The organism is Phyllobacterium sp. T2-21 (genome assembly GCF_055378485.1).
This window is the reverse complement of record NZ_AP027912.1, coordinates 741704-761074: the sequence shown is the minus strand read 5'-3', so window position 1 is coordinate 761074 and position 19371 is coordinate 741704. Positions and strand designations below refer to the sequence as shown.

General features: G+C 61.1%; 21 protein-coding genes and 1 tRNA gene. 7 read left to right on the top strand and 15 right to left on the bottom strand.

Features of this window, described 5'->3' with window-relative positions; all coding sequences use genetic code 11:
• Nucleotides 1-20: 20 nt before the first annotated feature.
• On the top strand, nt 21-386 hold the full coding sequence (locus ACZ5FP_RS03805) for a hypothetical protein (protein ID WP_464662227.1): 366 nt from the start codon (nt 21-23) through the stop codon (nt 384-386).
• A 25-nt stretch (nt 387-411) separates the two neighbouring features.
• Here the strand turns inward: ACZ5FP_RS03805 and ACZ5FP_RS03800 are convergent, their stop codons facing one another.
• The 4 genes from ACZ5FP_RS03800 to ubiE all read right to left on the bottom strand — a co-directional run bounded on the left by ACZ5FP_RS03800 (nt 412) and on the right by ubiE (nt 4879).
• Nucleotides 412-948 (bottom strand): GNAT family N-acetyltransferase, encoded by a 537-nt coding sequence (locus ACZ5FP_RS03800; RefSeq protein ID WP_464662225.1) that lies wholly within the window; start codon nt 946-948, stop codon nt 412-414.
• Nucleotides 949-1053: 105 nt separating this feature from the next.
• Entirely contained in the window at nt 1054-2448 is a 1395-nt protein-coding gene (coaBC, locus tag ACZ5FP_RS03795; protein WP_464662223.1) for a bifunctional phosphopantothenoylcysteine decarboxylase/phosphopantothenate--cysteine ligase CoaBC, read from the bottom strand.
• Nucleotides 2449-2516: 68 nt separating this feature from the next.
• Nucleotides 2517-4094 carry a 2-polyprenylphenol 6-hydroxylase gene (ubiB, locus tag ACZ5FP_RS03790; protein ID WP_464662222.1) on the bottom strand — a complete coding sequence of 526 codons (1578 nt, stop codon included), beginning with the start codon at nt 4092-4094 and terminating at the stop codon, nt 2517-2519.
• A gap of 8 nt (nt 4095-4102) precedes the next feature.
• The gene (gene ubiE, locus ACZ5FP_RS03785; protein WP_464662221.1) at nt 4103-4879 is read right to left on the bottom strand and encodes a bifunctional demethylmenaquinone methyltransferase/2-methoxy-6-polyprenyl-1,4-benzoquinol methylase UbiE; all 777 of its coding nucleotides are present in this window, start codon (nt 4877-4879) and stop codon (nt 4103-4105) included.
• A 116-nt stretch (nt 4880-4995) separates the two neighbouring features.
• Between ubiE and ACZ5FP_RS03780 the strand changes: the two genes are divergently transcribed.
• Together ACZ5FP_RS03780 and upp are read left to right on the top strand one after the other, a co-directional pair.
• The gene (locus tag ACZ5FP_RS03780; RefSeq protein WP_464662220.1) at nt 4996-6015 is read left to right on the top strand and encodes an adenosine deaminase; all 1020 of its coding nucleotides are present in this window, start codon (nt 4996-4998) and stop codon (nt 6013-6015) included.
• Nucleotides 6016-6045: 30 nt separating this feature from the next.
• A complete protein-coding gene (gene upp / locus ACZ5FP_RS03775; protein WP_105733928.1) occupies nt 6046-6672 on the top strand; it encodes a uracil phosphoribosyltransferase in 627 nt (208 codons plus the stop codon).
• Nucleotides 6673-6798: 126 nt separating this feature from the next.
• Here the strand turns inward: upp and deoA are convergent, their stop codons facing one another.
• Genes deoA through ACZ5FP_RS03740 form a run of 7 tightly spaced genes read right to left on the bottom strand, consistent with a single transcriptional unit; the run spans nt 6799 to nt 13520 of the window.
• Complete coding sequence (gene deoA, locus ACZ5FP_RS03770) at nt 6799-8112, bottom strand: thymidine phosphorylase (protein ID WP_464663165.1); 1314 nt, start codon at nt 8110-8112, stop codon at nt 6799-6801.
• A 5-nt stretch (nt 8113-8117) separates the two neighbouring features.
• Nucleotides 8118-8918, bottom strand: coding sequence for a purine-nucleoside phosphorylase (locus ACZ5FP_RS03765; RefSeq protein WP_403169104.1), 801 nt, complete (start codon nt 8916-8918; stop codon nt 8118-8120).
• Nucleotides 8915-9322 carry a cytidine deaminase gene (locus ACZ5FP_RS03760; RefSeq protein ID WP_223612323.1) on the bottom strand — a complete coding sequence of 136 codons (408 nt, stop codon included), beginning with the start codon at nt 9320-9322 and terminating at the stop codon, nt 8915-8917. Before ACZ5FP_RS03760 ends, ACZ5FP_RS03765 begins: the two co-directional genes overlap by 4 nt.
• A 1-nt stretch (nt 9323) precedes the next feature.
• Nucleotides 9324-10295, bottom strand: a complete 972-nt coding sequence (locus ACZ5FP_RS03755) for an ABC transporter permease (protein WP_223612324.1) — start codon at nt 10293-10295, stop codon at nt 9324-9326.
• A complete protein-coding gene (locus ACZ5FP_RS03750; RefSeq protein WP_288192615.1) occupies nt 10295-11440 on the bottom strand; it encodes an ABC transporter permease in 1146 nt (381 codons plus the stop codon). The genes ACZ5FP_RS03755 and ACZ5FP_RS03750 overlap by 1 nt, the downstream gene beginning before the upstream one ends.
• Nucleotides 11437-11991 carry a cysteine hydrolase family protein gene (locus tag ACZ5FP_RS03745; protein WP_403169097.1) on the bottom strand — a complete coding sequence of 185 codons (555 nt, stop codon included), beginning with the start codon at nt 11989-11991 and terminating at the stop codon, nt 11437-11439. The genes ACZ5FP_RS03750 and ACZ5FP_RS03745 overlap by 4 nt, the downstream gene beginning before the upstream one ends.
• The gene (locus tag ACZ5FP_RS03740) at nt 11988-13520 is read right to left on the bottom strand and encodes an ABC transporter ATP-binding protein (RefSeq protein WP_223612327.1); all 1533 of its coding nucleotides are present in this window, start codon (nt 13518-13520) and stop codon (nt 11988-11990) included. Before ACZ5FP_RS03740 ends, ACZ5FP_RS03745 begins: the two co-directional genes overlap by 4 nt.
• Nucleotides 13521-13729: 209 nt before the next feature.
• Between ACZ5FP_RS03740 and ACZ5FP_RS03735 the strand changes: the two genes are divergently transcribed.
• From ACZ5FP_RS03735 to ACZ5FP_RS03725, 3 genes are read left to right on the top strand one after another with little or no spacing between them, the layout of a single operon-like run.
• Nucleotides 13730-14902 carry an iron-containing alcohol dehydrogenase gene (locus tag ACZ5FP_RS03735; protein ID WP_464663164.1) on the top strand — a complete coding sequence of 391 codons (1173 nt, stop codon included), beginning with the start codon at nt 13730-13732 and terminating at the stop codon, nt 14900-14902.
• Between the two features lie 11 nt (nt 14903-14913).
• Nucleotides 14914-15123 (top strand): SlyX family protein, encoded by a 210-nt coding sequence (locus ACZ5FP_RS03730; RefSeq protein ID WP_105733935.1) that lies wholly within the window; start codon nt 14914-14916, stop codon nt 15121-15123.
• 12 nt (nt 15124-15135) lie between these two features.
• Nucleotides 15136-15591, top strand: a complete 456-nt coding sequence (locus tag ACZ5FP_RS03725) for a GNAT family N-acetyltransferase (protein WP_464662219.1) — start codon at nt 15136-15138, stop codon at nt 15589-15591.
• On the opposite strand, the gene ACZ5FP_RS03720 is transcribed toward ACZ5FP_RS03725, so the two are convergent.
• From ACZ5FP_RS03720 to ACZ5FP_RS03710, 3 genes are all read right to left on the bottom strand, one after another.
• Entirely contained in the window at nt 15592-16227 is a 636-nt protein-coding gene (locus tag ACZ5FP_RS03720) for a LysE family translocator (RefSeq protein WP_464662217.1), read from the bottom strand. It lies immediately after the preceding gene.
• A 132-nt stretch (nt 16228-16359) separates the two neighbouring features.
• Entirely contained in the window at nt 16360-17358 is a 999-nt protein-coding gene (locus ACZ5FP_RS03715; protein WP_223612330.1) for a BMP family lipoprotein, read from the bottom strand.
• A gap of 269 nt (nt 17359-17627) precedes the next feature.
• Nucleotides 17628-17951 carry a hypothetical protein gene (locus ACZ5FP_RS03710; protein ID WP_464662216.1) on the bottom strand — a complete coding sequence of 108 codons (324 nt, stop codon included), beginning with the start codon at nt 17949-17951 and terminating at the stop codon, nt 17628-17630.
• Between the two features lie 371 nt (nt 17952-18322).
• Here ACZ5FP_RS03710 and ACZ5FP_RS03705 point away from each other — a divergent pair.
• Nucleotides 18323-18413: transfer RNA gene (locus ACZ5FP_RS03705), tRNA-Ser, on the top strand.
• A 25-nt stretch (nt 18414-18438) separates the two neighbouring features.
• Here the strand turns inward: ACZ5FP_RS03705 and ACZ5FP_RS03700 are convergent.
• Nucleotides 18439-19206, bottom strand: a complete 768-nt coding sequence (locus tag ACZ5FP_RS03700; RefSeq protein ID WP_464662215.1) for a sulfotransferase family protein — start codon at nt 19204-19206, stop codon at nt 18439-18441.
• Nucleotides 19207-19371: the final 165 nt, after the last annotated feature.

Sequence of the window (19371 nt, the reverse complement as noted above, 5' to 3'; positions counted from 1 at the left end):
TTCCCGGAAGGATACCTCGCATGAAACCGCGCTATGAAGGCAATCACAACATCGCCATGAAAGTTCCGCCGCACCAGTATGAGGCAACCGTCGCCTTCTACCGCGATGTGATCGGCCTGAAACCCCTCGACAACCACCCTCCCCATGTCGGGTTCCATTTCGGTTCGAACCAGCTGTGGATCGACCGGGTGCCCGGCATGAGCCAGGCAGAACTGTGGCTGGAAATTGCCGCTGACGATGCCGGTGCGGCTGCGACACACCTGAACGCTGCCGGCGTTGTCCGCTGCGACGCAATCGAGGCGCTGCCGGAGGGTCACCGGGATTTCTGGATTACCAGTCCCTGTCAGATCGTCCACCACATATCGCAGAAGGGTGAAGGGTGGTAAGCGCTGACCGGCTAATATTGCCCGGTCAGCGTTTGAACCTGCGCTCGAGCAGCAGGACCGTTTCGCCGGTATAATCGGCCGTGCCAATCCGGCCGAAGCCGGTCTTTTCCGCTACCCGGAGCGAAGCGGTGTTTTCCGGCGAAATGATGCACAGGGCCCGGTCCTGCCTGAAAAAACCGTCGCCCCACGCCGCAGCCGCCGCAAGCGCTTCACTGGCATAGCCCTTGCCATGGATTTCCGGCGCGAGGACCCAGCCCATCTCCGGCGTGTCGCCAAAGGGTGGTTCGATATCACGCAGGAAATTGGCAAAGCCGATATCGCCGACATAACGGCCCGTGGCCTTGTCCTCGACCGCCCAGAATCCATAGCCGTTCAGGGCCCAGAGACCAGCATATTTGAGCAATCGGCCCCAGGAAGCCTCGCGGGTCGACGGCTTGCCCGAAATGAATTCATAAACCGCCGGTTGCGTCCACAGGCTGTGCAGCGCTTCAAAATCCTCCAGCCTGTGTGCGCGCAGATTGAGGCGTTCGGTTTCGACGATGGGCGTGGTGGTGGCGGTCATGGGGATTCCGTCTTCAACAATGATTTGCGTTTTCTGGAGATTATTGTTCATCAAGTCAAATGACTTGAAAAGTAAGCATATGCTTACCTTTCTGGCGCCCCGGCATCACACCTCGATCGTCTGCAAGGCGGCAGCGATCCGGGCGGCCAGCCGTTCCGCCACCTCTTCCTTGCTCATGTCGGGCCATTCTTCGACGCCGGAACGCGTGACGATGCGCACGGCATTGCGGTCGCCGCCCATCACGCCGGTGGCGTGGCTGACATCGTTGGCAACGATCCAGTCGGCACCCTTCTTGTCGAGCTTCTTCCGCGCATTGGCGAGGAGGTCCTGAGTCTCCGCAGCAAACCCCACCACGAGGCGCGGGCGCTGCCTGCTGTGCCCGACCCCGGCGAGAATATCGGGGTTTTCCACCATCTGCAGGGCTGGCGCCGCCTCGCCCGGCTGCTTCTTGATCTTCTCGCCCGCTTCGTTTGCCGTGCGCCAGTCGGCGACGGCAGCAACCATGACAGCCGCATCGGCGGGCAACAACCGTTCCACGGCATCGCGCATGTCGCGCGCGGATTCCACATGTGTGACGAACACGCCCTCGGGGTCCGCAATCGTGACCGGCCCGGAGACCAGATGCACCGTCGCCCCCAGCCGCGCCAGCGCAGCGGCGATGGCATGGCCCTGTTTGCCGGAAGAACGATTGGCGATGTAGCGCACGGGATCGATGGGCTCGTGCGTCGGGCCGGAGGTCATGACAATGGTCTTGCCGGCAAGCGGTTTCGGCCTGATATCCAGCAGCGTTTCAATCGCGGCGACGATCTCCAGCGGCTCGGCCATGCGCCCGGCACCCGCCTCGCCGCTTTCGGCCATCTCGCCGCTGTTCGGCCCGACAAAGCGGATGCCGTCATTGGCGAGGGTTGCCCGGTTGCGCCGGGTTGCCGGATGCGTCCACATTTTCGGATTCATGGCTGGGGCGATCAGGACGGGCTTGTCGGTTGCCAGCAGCACCGCCGAGGCCAGATCGTTGGCCAGACCACCCGCCATTTTTGCCATGAGATCCGCCGTTGCCGGGGCAACGACAATGAGATCCGCTTCACGCGACAGGCGGATATGCCCGACATCGTGCTCGTCCTCGCGGGAGAACAGGTCGGTAAAGACCTTGTCCGCGGCCAGCGCACCGACGGACAGGGGCGTGACAAATTCTTCCGCTGCCTTCGTCAGCACCGGGCGCACATGCGCACCACGCTCGCGCAGGCGGCGGATCAGGTCGAGACATTTATAGGCGGCAATGCCGCCGCCGATGATGAGAAGAATATGCCGCCCCGCAAGCGGTCCGGCAGCCAACGCTGATGAAGGTGCCGGGACCTGGGTGATGGAAGGGCCCGCATGCACATCCAGCGCCGCAAGCAGGAGGCGCACCTCCTCTTCCATCGACCGGCCGTGGGCGGCGGCGCGCAGCCGCAGCTTTTCCTTGGTCGCATCATCGAGATTGCGGATGGTGATGCTGGCCATATGATTGCACTCCCCATGGATTGATCGCATCAAATGCAATCATTGCAATCACATTAGCGCAATTGAGTTCAGAAAAGAAGGGCGTAAGTGATGATAACCAGACAGATTGCAATCACCCACAGGGCGACGCGGCCGGAACGGGTATGCCGCGCCTCCGCCCTGCCGATGGCCTTTGCCGTCTCGTCATCGAAGCGGAAACCCTGCTCCGCCATCCGGTCCATCTCTTTCGACAGGCGGTCAGCGCGCGCCACGAGTTCGGGCGCCTGACGGGCGAGATGCAGCAGGGCGCCGACGCCCTCGCGCGCATCGGCAAGAATTCCCTGCGGACCGAGATTGCGGCGGATCCAGTCGCCCACGACAGGTTCGGATGCCTTCCACATGTTGAAATGCGGATCGAGCGTGCGGGAGACACCTTCCACCACCACCATGGTCTTTTGCAGCATGACCAGTTCCGGCCGGGTCTCCATATCGAAAAGCTCGGTGACCTCGAACAGCAGGGTCAGGAGCTTGGCCATGGAAATGGTTTCGGCGGGCTGGCCGTGAATGGGTTCGCCAATGGCGCGGATGGCCTGGGCAAAGCTCGCCACGTCATGGTGATGCGGCACATAGCCCGCCTCGAAATGCACCTCGGCGACACGGACATAGTCACGCGTGATGAAGCCGTAGAGAATTTCGGCGAGAAACCGCCGTTCCTTCTTGCCGAGCCGCCCGGTGATGCCGAAATCCACGGCAACGATGTGCCCGCGATCATCGACGAACATGTTGCCGGGATGCATGTCGGCATGAAAGAAACCATCCCGCAATGTATGGCGCAGAAAAGACTGGATCAGCGTTTCGGCAAGGCCGACAAGATTGTGACCGGCGGCGCGCAGGCCATCGATATCCGACATCTTGATGCCGTCGATCCACTCGAGCGTCAGGACATCGCGCCCCGTGCGCTCCCAATCGACGGTCGGCACGCGGAAGCCCGGATCGTTCTTGGTGTTCTCGCCGATTTCCGAAAGCGCAGCCGCCTCCAGCCGCAGATCCATCTCGATCCGCGTCGTCTGCGCCAGGGTGCGCGTCACTTCGATCGGCCGCAGGCGGCGCGTCGCAGGCACGTAGCGCTCCTGCCACTTTGCCACGAGGAAGAAGCTTTCCAGATCATTGTTGAAGCGCTGGCGCACGCCCGGCCGGACAACCTTGACGGCGACCTTGCGGTCCTCGCCGCCTGTTCTGACATAGGCGGGGTGAACCTGCGCGATCGATGCCGCGGCAATGGGTTCGCCGAGGTTGACATAGAGATCGTCGACGGGGCGACCGAGCGAGCCCTCTATGGCCTTGACCGACGCTTCCATCGGGAAGAAATCAAGCTGATCCTGCAGCAGCGCCAGATCGTCAGCCACTTCGGTGCCGACCACATCCGGCCGTGTCGCCAGGAACTGGCCCAGCTTGACGTAGGACGGCCCGAGCTTGTTGATGGCGCGCGACATGCGCTCGGAACGGCGGGCCGTGCGGGCGCGCCGCCTTGCCAGCAGCCCGGCGATGCGGTGGCCGAATGCGGGAAGGCCGCTCAGGCCTTCGGCGGGCAGTGCGGAAATAACGCCTTCGCGCGTCATGATCCATCCGGCCCGGATCAGGCGAAATGTTGCGGTAAACTTACTCATTCAGAACGTCACAACTTCCAGCCGGAATGCAGGGCAGCGATACCGCCGGTAAAGTTGCGCCAGCTCACCCGCTCGAAACCTGCCGTGCGGATCATCTCGGCGAAATCCGCCTGGCGGGGGAATTTGCGGATGGACTCAACAAGATATTGATAGGAATCCGCATCCCCCGTGACCGCCCTGCCGATTTTCGGAATCGCATTGAACGACCAGGCGTCGTAAATCTTGTCGAGAACCGGCAGTTCCACTTCGGAAAATTCAAGGCAGAGGAAGCGGCCGCCCGGCTTCAGCACACGATAGGCTTCCGCCAGAGCGCGGTCGATATGCGGTACATTGCGGATGCCGAAAGCGATGGTATAGGCGTCGAAGCTGGCATTCTCGAATGGCAGTTCCTCGGCATTGGCTTCAACAAACTCGGTATTGTCGGCAAGGCCTTTTTTCGCCGCGCGGTCACGGCCGACACCCAGCATCGAGCCGTTGATGTCGAGCACGGTGGCATGGGCATTGCGATTCGAAGCCTCGACGATGCGGAAGGCGATATCACCCGTGCCGCCGGCAACATCGAGTGTCTTCCAGTTCGATGTCTTGGACGGGGCAAGCCAGGCGATCATCGAATCTTTCCAGACGCGGTGCAGCCCGCCGGACATCAGATCGTTCATCACATCGTAGCGCTTGGCGACGCGATGAAACACGTCATTGACGCGTGTCTGCTTTTCTCCGTCGCCGACATCCTGAAAACCGAAGGACGTTTCCATGCCGCCATGGGCACCGGTGCGTTGCTGGCTCATTGTGCTACCTGCTGATCTCTTTTGCGGGCGGAGCATAGAAGATTGAAACGCAGAAGGCTATTGTCTGTTGCGCGATGAAGCGACGCGCTGCACATTTTGTCGAATGGAGACCGCCCATGGTGTTGAAGGCCGAACTGCATTGCCACGTCGAAGGCGCAGCCTCTCCGGCCCTCGTCGAACGAAAAGCCGGCAAATATGGCGCCGATGTTTCGGCCTTCATCGTCGACGGCAGATTTGTCTGGCACGACTTCACCTCCTTCCTGCGCGCCTATGATCAGGCCTCGGCACTGTTCCGCACGGAGGAGGATTACGCGGATCTGACCGAGGACTACCTGTTGTCCCTCAGCGCACAGGACGCGATCTATTCGGAAGTGTTCATCTCCACCGACCATGCGATCAGTGCCGGGCTTTCGCCGCGCGCCTATATCGAGGGGCTGGCGGAAGGCATGCGGCGCGCCAAGGCCGCCACCGGCATCGAATCGCGCATGATCGCCACGGGCCTGCGCCACAAGGGGCCGGACGCGGTGATGGAAGCAGCAAGATATATCGCCGAGAATCCGCATCCGCTGGTGACCGGGTTCGGCATGGCTGGCGACGAACGCATGCACCACCCCAGGGATTTCGCCCGTGCCTTTGATGTCGCCCGCGATGCCGGACTGGGCATCACCGTGCATGCGGGCGAGCTTTCCGGCTGGGAAAGCGTTGCCGACGCGCTCGATGCGATCAGGCCGTCGCGCATCGGCCATGGCGTGCGCGCCATCGAGAAACCGGATCTGGTGCGGCGGCTGGCGGAGGAGCAGATCCTTCTGGAATGCTGCCCCGGCTCCAATATTTCACTGCAGGTCTACGCCGATTTCCCGTCCCATCCCTTTCCCATGCTGGCCAAAGCTGGCGTGCCTGTCACGCTGAATTCCGACGACCCGCCCTATTTCCATACGGACCTTGCGCGGGAGTACGATATCGCCGCCGCGTTCTTCGGCTGCGACGACGACGCGCTGACGGAGATCACGCGCACGGCGCTCAAGGCAGCTTATGTGGATGAAACCACGCGAAACACCCTGATTGAGCGCCTCGACGGCGACAAAACTGTGCGTGCCGGGGATGCGGACTTTGCGGGATCGGTTGCAAGCAGCTAAGGTCGGGGAAAATTCGAGTAGGAGTTCTCCATGGGCGTTACGATCGTTTCCCATCCGCTTGTCCAGCACAAGCTCACCATCATGCGCGACAAGGATACATCCACGGCGGGATTCCGGCGGCTGCTCAAGGAGATTTCGCTGCTGTTGTGCTACGAGGTGACGCGCGATCTCGAACTGACCACCATCCGCATCCAGACGCCGATGATGGAAATGGATGCGCCGGTGCTCGAAGGCAAGAAGCTGGTGTTCGCCTCGATCCTGCGCGCCGGCAACGGTCTGCTCGAAGGCATGCTCGACCTGGTGCCCGCCGCGCGCGTGGCGCATATCGGCCTGTACCGCGATCACGACACGCTGCAGCCGGTGGAATATTACTTCAAGGCACCCGAAGATATCGTCAATCGGCTGATCATCGTCGTTGACCCGATGCTGGCGACCGCCAATTCGGCCATCGCGGCAATCCAGAAGCTGAAGGATCGCGGCGCAACCAATATCCGCTTCCTCTGCCTGCTTGCGGCACCGGAAGGCATCGAGCGCTTCACCAAGGCCCATCCCGATGTGCCGGTGTTCACCGCGGCCATCGACAGCCACCTGAATGAAAAGGGCTACATCATGCCGGGCCTCGGCGATGCCGGTGACCGCATGTACGGCACGAAATAGGTCTGCTGCAATAACACTGTGCGTGGTTCGACAAGCTCACCATGAGGGAAGTGGTTTGGCTGCAATCCCTGCCCTCCCTCATGGTGAGCTTGTCGAACCACGCACAACGATCGTGCCGGGAGACCATTACCCGCCGATGCGGCGCAGGACGGGATTGACCGTGCGCGGCTTGCGGCCGGAGAAACCATAGGCGGCAAGAATGGCGCGGGCAGCCGCCTCGGCATCGCTCTGGCTGCGCGCATGGACAAGGGCAATCGGATCGCCCGCTTCCATCAGCGCACCGACCGGCTGCAGCGCCGTGATGCCCACCGCGTGGTCAACCGGGTCCTGCGGACGGATGCGCCCGCCGCCGAGCGCGACAACGGCGACACCAATCGCCCGGGTTTCCACCGACACGACATATCCTGCCTGCGGTGCCTTCACTTCCAGCGTCACCGGGGCAACCGGCAGATAATGGCGGGCGCGGGAGACAAAGTCCGTGGGTCCGCCAAGCCCGGCAACCATGCGGCCAAAGACCTCCGCTGCCTTGCCTGAATTCAGGGCTTCCCGTGCCTTGTCCATGGCGGCCTTGGGACTGGCGGCAAGCTTGGCCGAAACCAGCATTTCCGCAACAAGCGCCAGCGTCACCGCTTCAAGGCGTGGATCCCGGAGATCGCCGGTCAGGAAATCCACGGCATTGAGCACTTCCACGGCATTGCCTGCGGCAAGTGCCAGCGGCTCGTTCATGTCGGTCAGCAAAGCGGTGGTGGTCAGTCCAGCGCCACTTGCCACCGCGACAATGCTTTCGGCCAGGGCCACGGCATCGCGGCTGCGCGCCATGAATGCGCCATTGCCCGATTTCACATCGAGCACCAGCGCGTTGAGCCCGGCCGACAGTTTTTTCGACAGGATGGACGCGGTGATCAGCGGGATCGATTCGACCGTGGCTGTAACATCGCGGATGGAATAGAAGCGCTTGTCGGCCGGTGCGAGATTGGCGGTCTGGCCGATGATGGCGCAACCGACCTCGTGCACGACCTTGCGGAACAGCGCATTGTCGGGCTGGCTGCGATAGCCGGGGATTGAATCCATCTTGTCGAGCGTGCCGCCGGTATGGCCAAGGCCGCGCCCGGAAATCATCGGCACATAGGCCCCGCACGCGGCGGCAATGGGCGCAAGCATCAATGAGACATTGTCGCCGACACCGCCAGTCGAATGCTTGTCGACAGCCGGGCCCGGCAGATCGGACCAATCGAGAATATCGCCGGAATCGCGCATGGCGAGCGTCAGGGCGACCGCTTCGTCGCGCTTCATGCCGTTGAAGAACACCGCCATGGCAAAGGCGGCAACCTGCCCTTCGGTGATGGCGCCCGAGCTCATGGCGTTGACGAAGGCGGTGATGTCCGCCGCATCGAGCGCATGCCCATCGCGTTTGCGGCGGATGATTTCCTGCGGCAGCAACATGATCAGCCGATCTCCCGGACCAGCGCCCGGATAATTGTCTGCAGGCGCGCACCGCCCTTCGGCGCGACATCCTTGGTTTCCTCATGCGAGAGTTCCGCGCCCGTCATCCCCGCACCGTAATTGGTGATGACCGAACAGGCAGCAACACGCAGGCCGAAGAAGCGGGCGAGAATGACTTCAGGCACTGTCGACATTCCAACCGCATCGGCGCCGAGCGTGCGCGCCATGCGGATTTCCGCGGGGGTTTCGAACGAAGGGCCGGAGAACCACATATAAACGCCCATCGGCAGCTTCTCGCCCACCTCACCGGCGGCGATGACAAAGGCATCCTTGAGCTTCCTGTCGTAGGCGGCTGTCATGCCGACAAAGCGCTGATCGGAGGCTTCGCCGATCAGCGGATTGAGCCCGGAATAGTTGATGTGATCGTCAATCAGCATGACGCTGCCCGGCGCAAGGTCGTGGCGCACCGAGCCCGCCGCATTGGTCAGGATCAGCATTTCGATGCCAAGGTCGGCCAGCGCCGCCATGACCGGACGCATGACCGCGGCATCGCCCTTTTCGTAGTAATGGGCGCGGCCCGCCAGCATCAGCACCGGCTTGCCGGAGAGATAGCCGGCAACCACTTCCCCGGCGTGGCCGGAGACACCGCTGTGCGGGAAACCCGGCAGATCGGCGTAGGGAATGCGGATGGCATTCTCGACCGCATCCACGAGGGATCCCAGACCGGACCCGAGGACGAGCGCGACACGCGGCGCCAAGCCCTGCAACTTGTGGATGAGCGCTCCAGTAGCAGGCGCAATCATGCGGCACTTCCTTTTCCCAGAACTTCCGCTTCAAAGCCGTAGGGGAAAATCTCTTTCATCGTCAGGGTTTCGACGACGCCGTCATTGTCGCACAGGTGCAGGCGCGTCTCGGGACCGGCGAACTCCGCCAGCCGCTGGCGGCAGCCGCCGCAGGGCGTGCATTTCGCCTTCTTTTCTGCAACCACTAGAATATCTGTGATTGTACCGCCGCCGCCCATGACGAAATGCGACAGGGTGGTGGTTTCGGCGCACCATCCCTCCGGATAGGAAATGACTTCGATGTTGCAGCCGGAATAAATCCGGCCATCGCTGGTGCGCACGGCAGCGCCCACCGGGAACTGCGAATAGGGCGCATGGGCTTTCTGCATGGCCGCAAAGGCGGCATCGAACAGGTCTGTATTCATTCTATCGCTCTTTCACATAGGCCACACCACCCGCCTTGGGCGGAATTGCCTTGCCGATGAAACCAGCCAGCAGCACGATGGTGAGAATATAGGGCAAGGCCTGCATCAGCTGTACGGGAACCTCACCGATGAGTGGCAGGGGATGCCCCTGCATGCGGATGGCAATGGCATCGAGAAAGCCGAAGAGCAGGCAGGCAAACATGGCATGGACCGGCCGCCACTTGGCGAAGATCAGGGCGGCGAGCGCGATATAGCCCTTGCCAGCGGTCATATCCTTGACGAAACCCGCCCCTTGCGCTGTCGCCAGATAGGCACCGGCGATGCCGCAGAGCAAGCCGCAGCAGATCACCGCGCGGTAACGCAGCCACGGCACGGAAATGCCAGCCGTATCGACCGCCGCCGGGTTTTCGCCGACCGCGCGCAGGCGCAGGCCGAAGCGCGTGCGGTACAGCACCCACCAGGTGAACGGCACCAGCAGGAAAGCGAGATAGACCAGCACGGAGTGACCGGAAATCAGCTCGGAATAGATCGCGCCGATGACCGGAATGCCGTTCAGCGTTTCCACGCCCGGCAGGTCGATCGGGTTGAAGCGTGCGGCGTTGGGCAGCGACGGCGTGCGCCCGCCCTGCTGGAACCAGGCCTGGCCGAGAATGACGGTGGTGCCGGCGGCAATGAAGTTGATGGCAACGCCCGAAACGATCTGGTTGCCGCGATGGGTGATGGAGGCAAAGCCATGCACCAGCCCCAGCGCAACGGAAACCACAACGGCCGCGAGCAGCCCGGCATAGGCCGAGCCGGAATAGGTGGCCGCGGCACCTGCCGCGAAGGCGCCGGCCAGCATCTTGCCTTCCAGACCGATATCGAAAATACCGGCACGCTCGGAATAGAGCCCGGCAAGACAGGCCAGCAGCAGCGGCACGGAGAGGCGGATGGTCGAATCGAGAACCTGCAGGACGACGGTGAAGCTATCCATTATTGACCTCCCTCGGCGGCAACGGCCGGTGTGGACTGGCGCTTCGTCCGGGCGAACCGCTGCAGGACGCGCAACAGGGTCGGGCGGAACATGTGCTCCAGCGCGCCGGCAAACAGGATCACCAGGCCCTGGATGATGACGATCATGTCACGGGAAATATTGGGCATGTCGAAGGCGATTTCCGCACCGCCCTGGTAGAGCATGCCGAACAGGATGGCGGCGAGAACGATGCCCGCCGGATGCGAACGTCCCATCAGCGCCACGGCAATGCCGACGAAACCGGCGCCGGCGACGAAATCAAGCTGTACGCGGTGCTGCGCCCCCATGATCGGGTTCAGCGCCATCATGCCGGCCAGCGCGCCCGATATCATCATGGTGATGACGATGATCCTGACCTCGCCGATACCGGCATAGCGCGCGGCCTTGGGGCTGTAGCCCATGGTGCGGATTTCATAGCCGAGCTTGGTGCGCCAGATGAGCACCCAGACAAGGAAGGCGGCAACCAGCGCCAGGAGGAAGCTGATGTTGAGCGGTGCGGAGCGCATGTTCAGCCCGATCAGGCTGAGCAGCCAGCCGAGGCCCGGCAATTGCCCGCCATCGCCGAAGACACGGGTTTCCGGTGCCTGCGTGCCCGACGCCTTGAGATATCCCACCAGCAGATAGACCATGATGCTGGCGGCAATGAAGTTGAACATGATCGTGGTGATGACCACGTGCGAGCCGCGCTTGGCCTGCAGCCAGGCCGGAATGAGGGCCCAGAGCGCGCCGACCAGCCCCGAGGCAATGATCGCCAGCGGAAAGGTGATCCACCAGGGCAGGACATTGCCGAGGCCAAGGCCGACCACCGCAACACCGAGGCCGCCAATATAGGCCTGCCCCTCGCCGCCGATGTTGAACAGGCCGCAATGGAACGCCACGGCGACGCAAAGGCCGGTGAAAATGAAGTTCGTCGCATAGTACAGCGTGTAGCCGACACCGTCGCCGGAGCCGAAGGCGCCTTTGACCATCAGGACGGCGGCATCGATCGGGCTTTCGCCGACCAGCAGAACGACGAGACCCGCAACAAAAAACGCCACGATCAGATTGATCAGCGGCAGCAGGCCATAGTCAGCCCAGGCGGGCAGTTTGGCAAAGGGCTGGCTCATGGCAGGGCCTCGATGATGGCGTCGGAGGTGGAGATTTTGGCATATTCGCCATCAAGAACGGACAGCGCCAACGCGTGAACATCTTCCGCGCTCCAGCTCTTGCCGCGATGATCGGTGCGATCGATGCTGGCCACGGCATCCTCGGGAACAATCACCTCAAAGCCGAGATTGGCCGCCATGCGCACGGTCGCATCAACGGAGTTTTCGAGAAGGACACCCGTTACCACAAGGCTGTGCACCTGCAGTTCGTCGAGCACGTCCATCAGATCGGTGCCAATGAAGGCATTGTTGGTGCGCTTGTCGACCACGGGCTCGCCTACCTGCGGCGCCACCTCGGGCTTGAAATCATTGCCCGGCGTGCCGGGGCGATAGGGCGATGCCGGATCGGTGGAATCGTGCTTGATATGGACGACCGGCAGGCGGCGCTCCCGCCATGCGCCGAGCAGCCGCGCAATCTGTGCCTCGGCGTCCGGCTGGCCGCGGCGGCCCCATTTCGGATCATCGATGGCATTCTGCACATCGATGACGAGAAGTGCCTGGGTGGTGGTCATTCCGCCGCCTCCTGATTTTCAACGCCGGCCATCAGAAGACCCAGCTCGCCTTCGCTCGCATCCGCGTCGCGTTCTCCGACGATGCGTCCGGCAAACATCACCAGAATGCGGTCGGACAGGGAGCGGATTTCATCCAGCTCAACCGAAACAAGCAGCACGGCCTTGCCCGCATCGCGCATCTCGATGATCCGCTTGTGGATGAATTCAATCGCACCGACGTCAACACCGCGCGTTGGCTGGCCGATGATCAGCACGCCCGGGTCACGCTCGATCTCGCGGGCCAGGACGATCTTCTGCTGGTTGCCGCCGGAAAAATTCGCGGTTTTCAGGCGCGGATCGCTCGGGCGGATGTCGTATTTCTCGATCTTCTTGCGTGCATCAGCCTTGATGGCGTCGATATCGAGGAACGGCCCGTTCAGATAGAGCGGATCATCGTGGTAGCCGAGGATGGAATTCTCATATTCCTCGAAGGCAAGAACCAGCCCCATGTGATGCCGGTCTTCCGGCACATGGGCGAGGCCGCGATCGCGCAATTCGCCCGGATCGGCGGCACCGGTGATATCGATGACCTGCCCATCCAGGAGCACGCGGCCGGACACGGCCGTGCGAATGCCGGCGACCGTCTCGATCAGCTGCGACTGGCCATTGCCCGCCACACCGGCAATGCCGACGATTTCGCCGGCGCGAACCGTGAAGGACGCATTGTCGACCATGACCACGCCGCGGCTGTCGCGCACCGTGAGATTTTCCACCGAGAGCTTGACCTCGCCCGGCTTGGCTTCGCCTTTCTGCACGCGCAGGAGAACCCGGCGTCCGACCATCAGTTCGGCCAGTTCCTCGACCGTCGTCTCCGCGGTCTTGCGCGTTGCCACGACCGAGCCCTGGCGCATGACCGAAACATTGTCGGTGACGGCCATGATCTCACGCAATTTGTGGGTGATGAGGACGATGGTTTTACCCTGCGCCTTGAGCTGCTCCAGAATACGGAACAGATGATCGGCTTCAGCCGGCGTCAACACACCGGTCGGCTCGTCGAGCACCAGAATATCAGCGCCGCGATACAGGGCCTTGAGGATTTCAACACGCTGCTGCAGACCGACCGGCAATTCCTCGATCAGCGCATCGGGATCGACATCCAGCTGGTATTCCTGTTCCAGCCGCTTCAGCTCGGCGCGGGCCTTGGCAATGCCCCGCTTCAGGAGCGGTGCGCCCTCGACACCGAGCATGACATTTTCAAGCACGGTGAAATTTTCAACCAGCATGAAATGCTGATGCACCATGCCGATGCCCAGCCCGATGGCGGCATTGGGATCGCTGATCCTGACCGGCGCGCCATTGATGCGGATTTCGCCATTATCGGCCTGATAAAACCCGTAGAGAATGGACATAAGCGTGGACTTGCCAGCGCCATTTTCCCCGATAATACCGTGAATAGTGCCTTTTTCGACGCGCAAATGAATGTCGCGATTGGCGTGAACTGCACCAAACCGCTTATCAATTCCAACAAGTTCAATCGCCGGTTCTGCCATGTCCCCATCCGCTGTTGATCAGCTTTTTATCGTTCCGAACTTTTGACCCTAGAGCAAAGAAAAATCAAATGGAACCGGTTCCGTTGGGTCCCCGATTGCTCGTTCACCGGATTTTTTACTTTTTAGTCAAGAATTGCATATTTCCCGTTCCGTAGCGGGCCTCGACAAACCGGGCCCGGCTCTGGCAATCTCCTGACATGGCCGACATCATCGCTCCCTTCGCTTTCCACACCACGCCGCGCATCGTCTTTGCGGCAGGCGCCAGCGGCGATATCGCCGCGCACCTGCGCATAAAGCCCAGGGACCGGCTGCTTGTCGTCACGGATGCCACCATCCTGGCCCTTGGACTGGCGCAACCGGCCATTGCCAGCCTGCAAGCCGCCGGAGCCGATATCACGGTGTTCGGCGAGGTGGAAGCGGATCCATCGCTCGATACACTGCTGAATGCCGTGGACGTGGCCCGGGAGAACAGCGTGAACCATGTGCTCGGCTTTGGCGGCGGTTCCTCGCTGGATGTGGCCAAACTCGTCGCGCTGCTCGCAGGTTCAAATGAAAATCTCGACGATGCCTGGGGCGTGGGCAATGCCAGGGGACCGCGCCTGAAATTGACGCTTGTTCCCACCACCGCCGGAACCGGCTCCGAGGTGACGCCGGTTTCCATCATCACCGTCGGCAGCAATGAAAAACGCGGCGTCTCGTCACCGCTCATCCTGCCCGATGTGGCGCTGCTTGACCCGGACCTCACCCTCGGCCTTCCGCCGCATGTGACGGCGGCGACGGGCATCGACGCCATGGTGCATGCCATCGAGGCTTATGCCTCGAAGAACGCCAACAACAATCCGCTCTCCCGGGCGCTGGCCGTCGAGGCCCTGCGGCTTCTCGGCGCGAACATCGAGACCGCGGTTTTCCATGGCCGGGACAAGGCGGCGCGTTCGGCCATGCTGCTCGGTTCGATGCTGGCCGGACAGGCCTTCGCCAACTCTCCCGTTGCCGCTGTCCACGCCCTTGCCTACCCCATCGGCGGGACCTTCCATGTACCGCATGGCCTGTCCAATGCCTTGGTTTTGCCCCATGTGCTGCGGTACAACGCGGCCGATTCGATGAATGGGGCGGCAACACACTATGCTGCTTTGGCGCCGCATGCTTTCGCCGGTATCGATGTATCGGGAGGGGCAGAGCGCATCTGCAACAGGTTTATCGACCGCCTGGCTGGCCTCTCGGCCCAACTGGGGCTGCAGACGCGGCTGCGCGATGTCGGCATTGGCGAGGATGATCTGCCTGTGATGGCGGCCGATGCCATGAAGCAGGGGCGGCTTCTCGTCAACAACCCGCGGGATGTGACCGAGGCCGATGCCTTGGCGATCTACAGAACGGCCTGGTAACGGAGAGAGAAATGACCGCTGATACGGACCGTGTCACCAGCCTGGAAATCCTGGTGACGGAACAGGAAAAAACCATTGAAGAGCTTTCTGCCCAGATTGCCGAACAATGGACAGTGATCGAAGCCATGCGCCGGAAGCTCGATGCCTTGACGGACCGCTTCCTTGTTCTCGAAGAACAAACCACGCCGGACATTCCGGTGACCAAACCACCCCACTGGTAGGCCGGATATTCCATGATCACCGTAGAACCCTTGGAAAATCGCCCCGAGCTTGTTCCCGTATGCGCGCGCTGGAATTTTCATGAATGGGGCCATGCCGATGGCCGGAGCATGGAGCAGACCATCGACGCCTTCATGGAGCTGCTGGCGCCCGGCAGCCGGCAGAAAGCCTTTGTCGCGCTCGTGTCCGGCTTTCCCTCCGGACTGGTGCTTCTGATCGACAATGATCTCGACAGCCATGCCCATCTCACGCCCTGGCTGGCCAGCCTGTATGTCGACCCTGCCTTCCGCAACAAGGGTGTCGGAAAGCAGCTGATCGCGGCGGCGGAAAATGCTGCCCGCGACCAAGGCCATTCAGAGCTTTATCTCTACACGGACAAGCCCGACTACTACCGCGCCGCAGGCTGGCAACACCACGAAGCGCTGGCCGGCGAGAACGCTGGAATGGCGATCCTCAATCGCGCCCTCTGATCAGATCCTGTGCGTCTTGAACGCCTCGACGATCAGCTTCATGCCCAGCGCACCCATGACGGCCCCGGCGCCGCGGTCGATCCATGCCTTGAACCCGGCATAGGCCGCACGGGCTCTTGTCGTCGAGAACATGGTGGCAACGAGCGTGTACCAGCCCGTCTCAATCAGAAACACCATGGGCGGCAGCGCCAACAACAGCCAGAGCGGTGCGTCAGCGGGCAACAGCGCGGCAAAGAGGCTGGCATAGAAAATTGCTGTCTTGGGATTGCTCAACTGGGTCATCAGGGCAAAGGAGAATGACCGGGCCAGCGACATATGCCCGCCAGTTCCCGTCAAAGCCAGGGGTTCGGATGCATTGCTCCAGATGCGAACGGCAATGTAGATCAGATAGGCCCCGCCGGCGACTTTCAGGATCAGATAAAGCCATTCGACCTGCATCAGCAGGGCTGTCAGCCCCAGAACGGCCAAACAGCAAAAAATCGCGCCGCCTATGCCCATGCCCAGCGCGGCCGCCACGCCGTGCAAACGCGGCGAGGTGATGGCAATGCGGGAAACCAGGACGAAGCTTGGGCCGGGGCTCATCGCGCCCAGCAGCAGAACCCCAAGAATGGTGAAGAAAACGGCGATCGCAGACATGGGATGATCTCCAGCGTGCGTCAGTGACGCGGAGCGGCATATTCTCATGTTTCATGGATAAAACAAGCAGCCACGGCGCGCAAAACAAAGCCGCCGGTCTTGCAACCGGCGGCCCGTCAGATACGTGAAACATCAGCCCTTGTAAGGGCAGGCATTGTCCGTGTTGTAGTTGTGAACCTTGACCTTGCCCGAAATGATATCGGCCTTTGCCGCCTCGACGGCCTTCTTGACATCGTCGGTCAGCAGCTTGGCGTTGTTTTCGTCGGCGGCATAGTCGACGCCGCCTTCCTTGACGCCGAGAACATTGACGCCGGCGGTGAACTTGCCGTCCGCGCCGTCCTTGAACGCGTTGTAGGTGGCCACGTCGACGCGCTTCATCATCGAGGTCAGAACCTTGCCCGGATGCAGGCCGTTCTGGTTGGAATCGACGCCGATACCGAGCTTGTTTGCATCGGCAGCCGCCTGCAGCACACCGATACCGGTGCCGCCGGCCGCCGCGAAGATCACGTCAGAGCCCTGATCCATCTGCGACTTGGCAATTTCACCACCCTTGGCAGGGTCGTTCCAGGCGGCAGGCGTGTCGCCTGTCATGTTCTGGATGACCTTGGCAGCCGGATTTGTCGCCTTCACGCCGCCGACATAGCCGCAGGCAAAGTTGCGGATCAACGGTACGTCCATGCCGCCGACAAAGCTTACCGTGCCGCTCTTCGAGGTCTTGGCGGCGATAACACCAACGAGATAGGAGCCTTCATTGTCGTTGAAGACAACCGACCGCACGTTTGGCTTGTCGACAACCGCATCGATGATGACGAATTTCGTATCCGGAAATTCCGTCGAGACCTTTTCAATGGCCGCAGCAGCGGAGAAACCGGCGATCACGATCGGCGAGTTGCCATCGGAAGCGAATTTGCGCAGAGCCTGTTCGCGCTGGGCTTCGTTCTGGATTTCGAACTCGCGGAATTTTACGCCGGATTCCTTGGTGTATTTTTCTGCGCCATGAAACGCAGCCTCGTTGAAGGATTTGTCGAATTTGCCGCCGAGATCGAAGATCAAGGCAGGTTTGTTGTCCGCGGCATAGGCCGAGAAGGACATGGCTGTGGCAGCCAGCAGACCAAGAACAATACGCTTCATTTGATACCAACCCTCTGGATTTTGTTAAGCAGGACCGGCATTCCGCCGGTTCCCGACTGTGTTGCGGCCCATCCCGTCACAGCCGCCCCGAAAGCAATCTTGCACGGCTCACGGCAAAATTCACGCGGAATTTTGCCTCCCGGTCAAATATTGCGAAATAACCAAGCCCTATCAGTACCTTATGCAGATTTCGCCTGTGGAACAGGGCAAGCTATGCCCGCTGCCGCGCAGGCCGCGGCAGACCACCGGATTCCGGGCGGGATCGCGCCTCAGCGCGCGGCAAAGCGGCCGGCACGGTTTTCGCGCCGGTAGCCCAGGCTATAGAGAAGCAGGGCCAGGATGGTGAACACGACGAAGGTGGGCGTTGCAAGAATCCACAGCATCAGCGGATCCCACAGCACGGGATAGAGACGGGCCTTGAAATAGGCCTCGACGACGCCGAGGGATGAGGCGGAGAGCGATTGCCAGCTTTCCTGCAGAGGGGTGGTCACCAGATGCGACGCCCCCACGGACCGCGCCGCGTCAAGAACCGCAGCGATGATTGCCATGGCAAGCGCAATATAGGCAAAAAGCCTCAATACAGGTCGGATCACGTCTTTCTCCAAAGTCATCGGCCGGTGCCATCAGGCGCCGGGAAAACGGTATTCTAGCGTGGAACGCCTACCGGTTGAATGCAAACTTACCGGCATTTTGGGACCGAACGATGAAGTTTCCCTGAAAATTCGCAGCAATTTCAGTGACAAAGGAATGAAATTATGCCAAAGCGCATTTATGTTGAAATAGGTGTTGAACAAGAGCCTGTTCTGACTATAGTGCGCGCCGCACGGGGTCGTTGTTGGCTAACCATCTTCAAGTGACTCGCGCAAACTCCAAAGACTGAGTGACCGATGGTTGACGGTGCTCCTGAGCCGGGTTTTCCGGCTGAGAACGACCAACCCGACCGGCCCCATGCCGGACGAATTGCGGAGAGGTGGCCGAGTGGTTGAAGGCGCACGCCTGGAAAGTGTGTTTACGTCAAAAGCGTAACGCGGGTTCGAATCCCGCTCTCTCCGCCAGTTCCCTTCCCTTCACGCCGATCCCTCAGATATAGCCGAGAGATGCCAGCAGGCGCTTTGCCGCCGGCGGAACATCGTCATCGGAAAATAGCGCGGTGTAGGCCCCCGTGTGGGCAAACGGGTTTTCCGCGACATAATCGTCATTCGACTGCTCATCCGCGCCAAGAACGACGTGCCGCGCATGATCCGCACTCGACAGCCGGATGCCGCAATACCGGGCGATATAGGCGCCGACTTCCGCGGGATATCGCAGCAGATCCTCCTGCCTTATGGCGATGTGATCGACCTCGTTTTCCCAGGACCGCCACGCCCCGATGGCGCTGACCCACTGTTCGAAACCGTCATTGACGTCGTCGGCTATTTGCTTGCGCAGCATGCTCGCCACCACATCCCGGCCATCCCTGTAGATGTAGATCACCTTGGCATTGGGGAAATGCGCCTTGATTTCCCGCATGTGAAACACGTAGTCAGGCCATTTGTCGCCCCATTTCCAGCGCGGCTTGTTGCCATAAACCGCGTGAAGCGCGGCGGGGAAGCCAAGCTCCGCCTCCTCGCCCGAAAGCTTCATTCGATAATTCCAGTGTTGCAGCCATTCCGTGTTTTCAACTTCCAGATGCTTGTTGTGCAGCCAGTCGGAAAGTGAAAATTCATGCTTCCATGCGCCCCAAGCAAACAGAGCCCATTCATTAGAAATAGTAATACCGTTCTCATTCAATATTCGAACGAGCGCTGTTGTACCACTTCTCTTGCATCCACAGATTATCACTGGACTAAATTTTGAATCGTCCCCCATATACCCCTGCATCACCGCCCCAATATCATTATATTCTTTTATTGTTTTAATTTATGTCAAGGGTTTCAGCGAAATATACAGCAGAAAATACACTGTATCGCCGGGTATCACTTAGATTTGAACAGTATATCCCTCGGGAGCGCCGGCCGGCCAAAGCCTCGAACC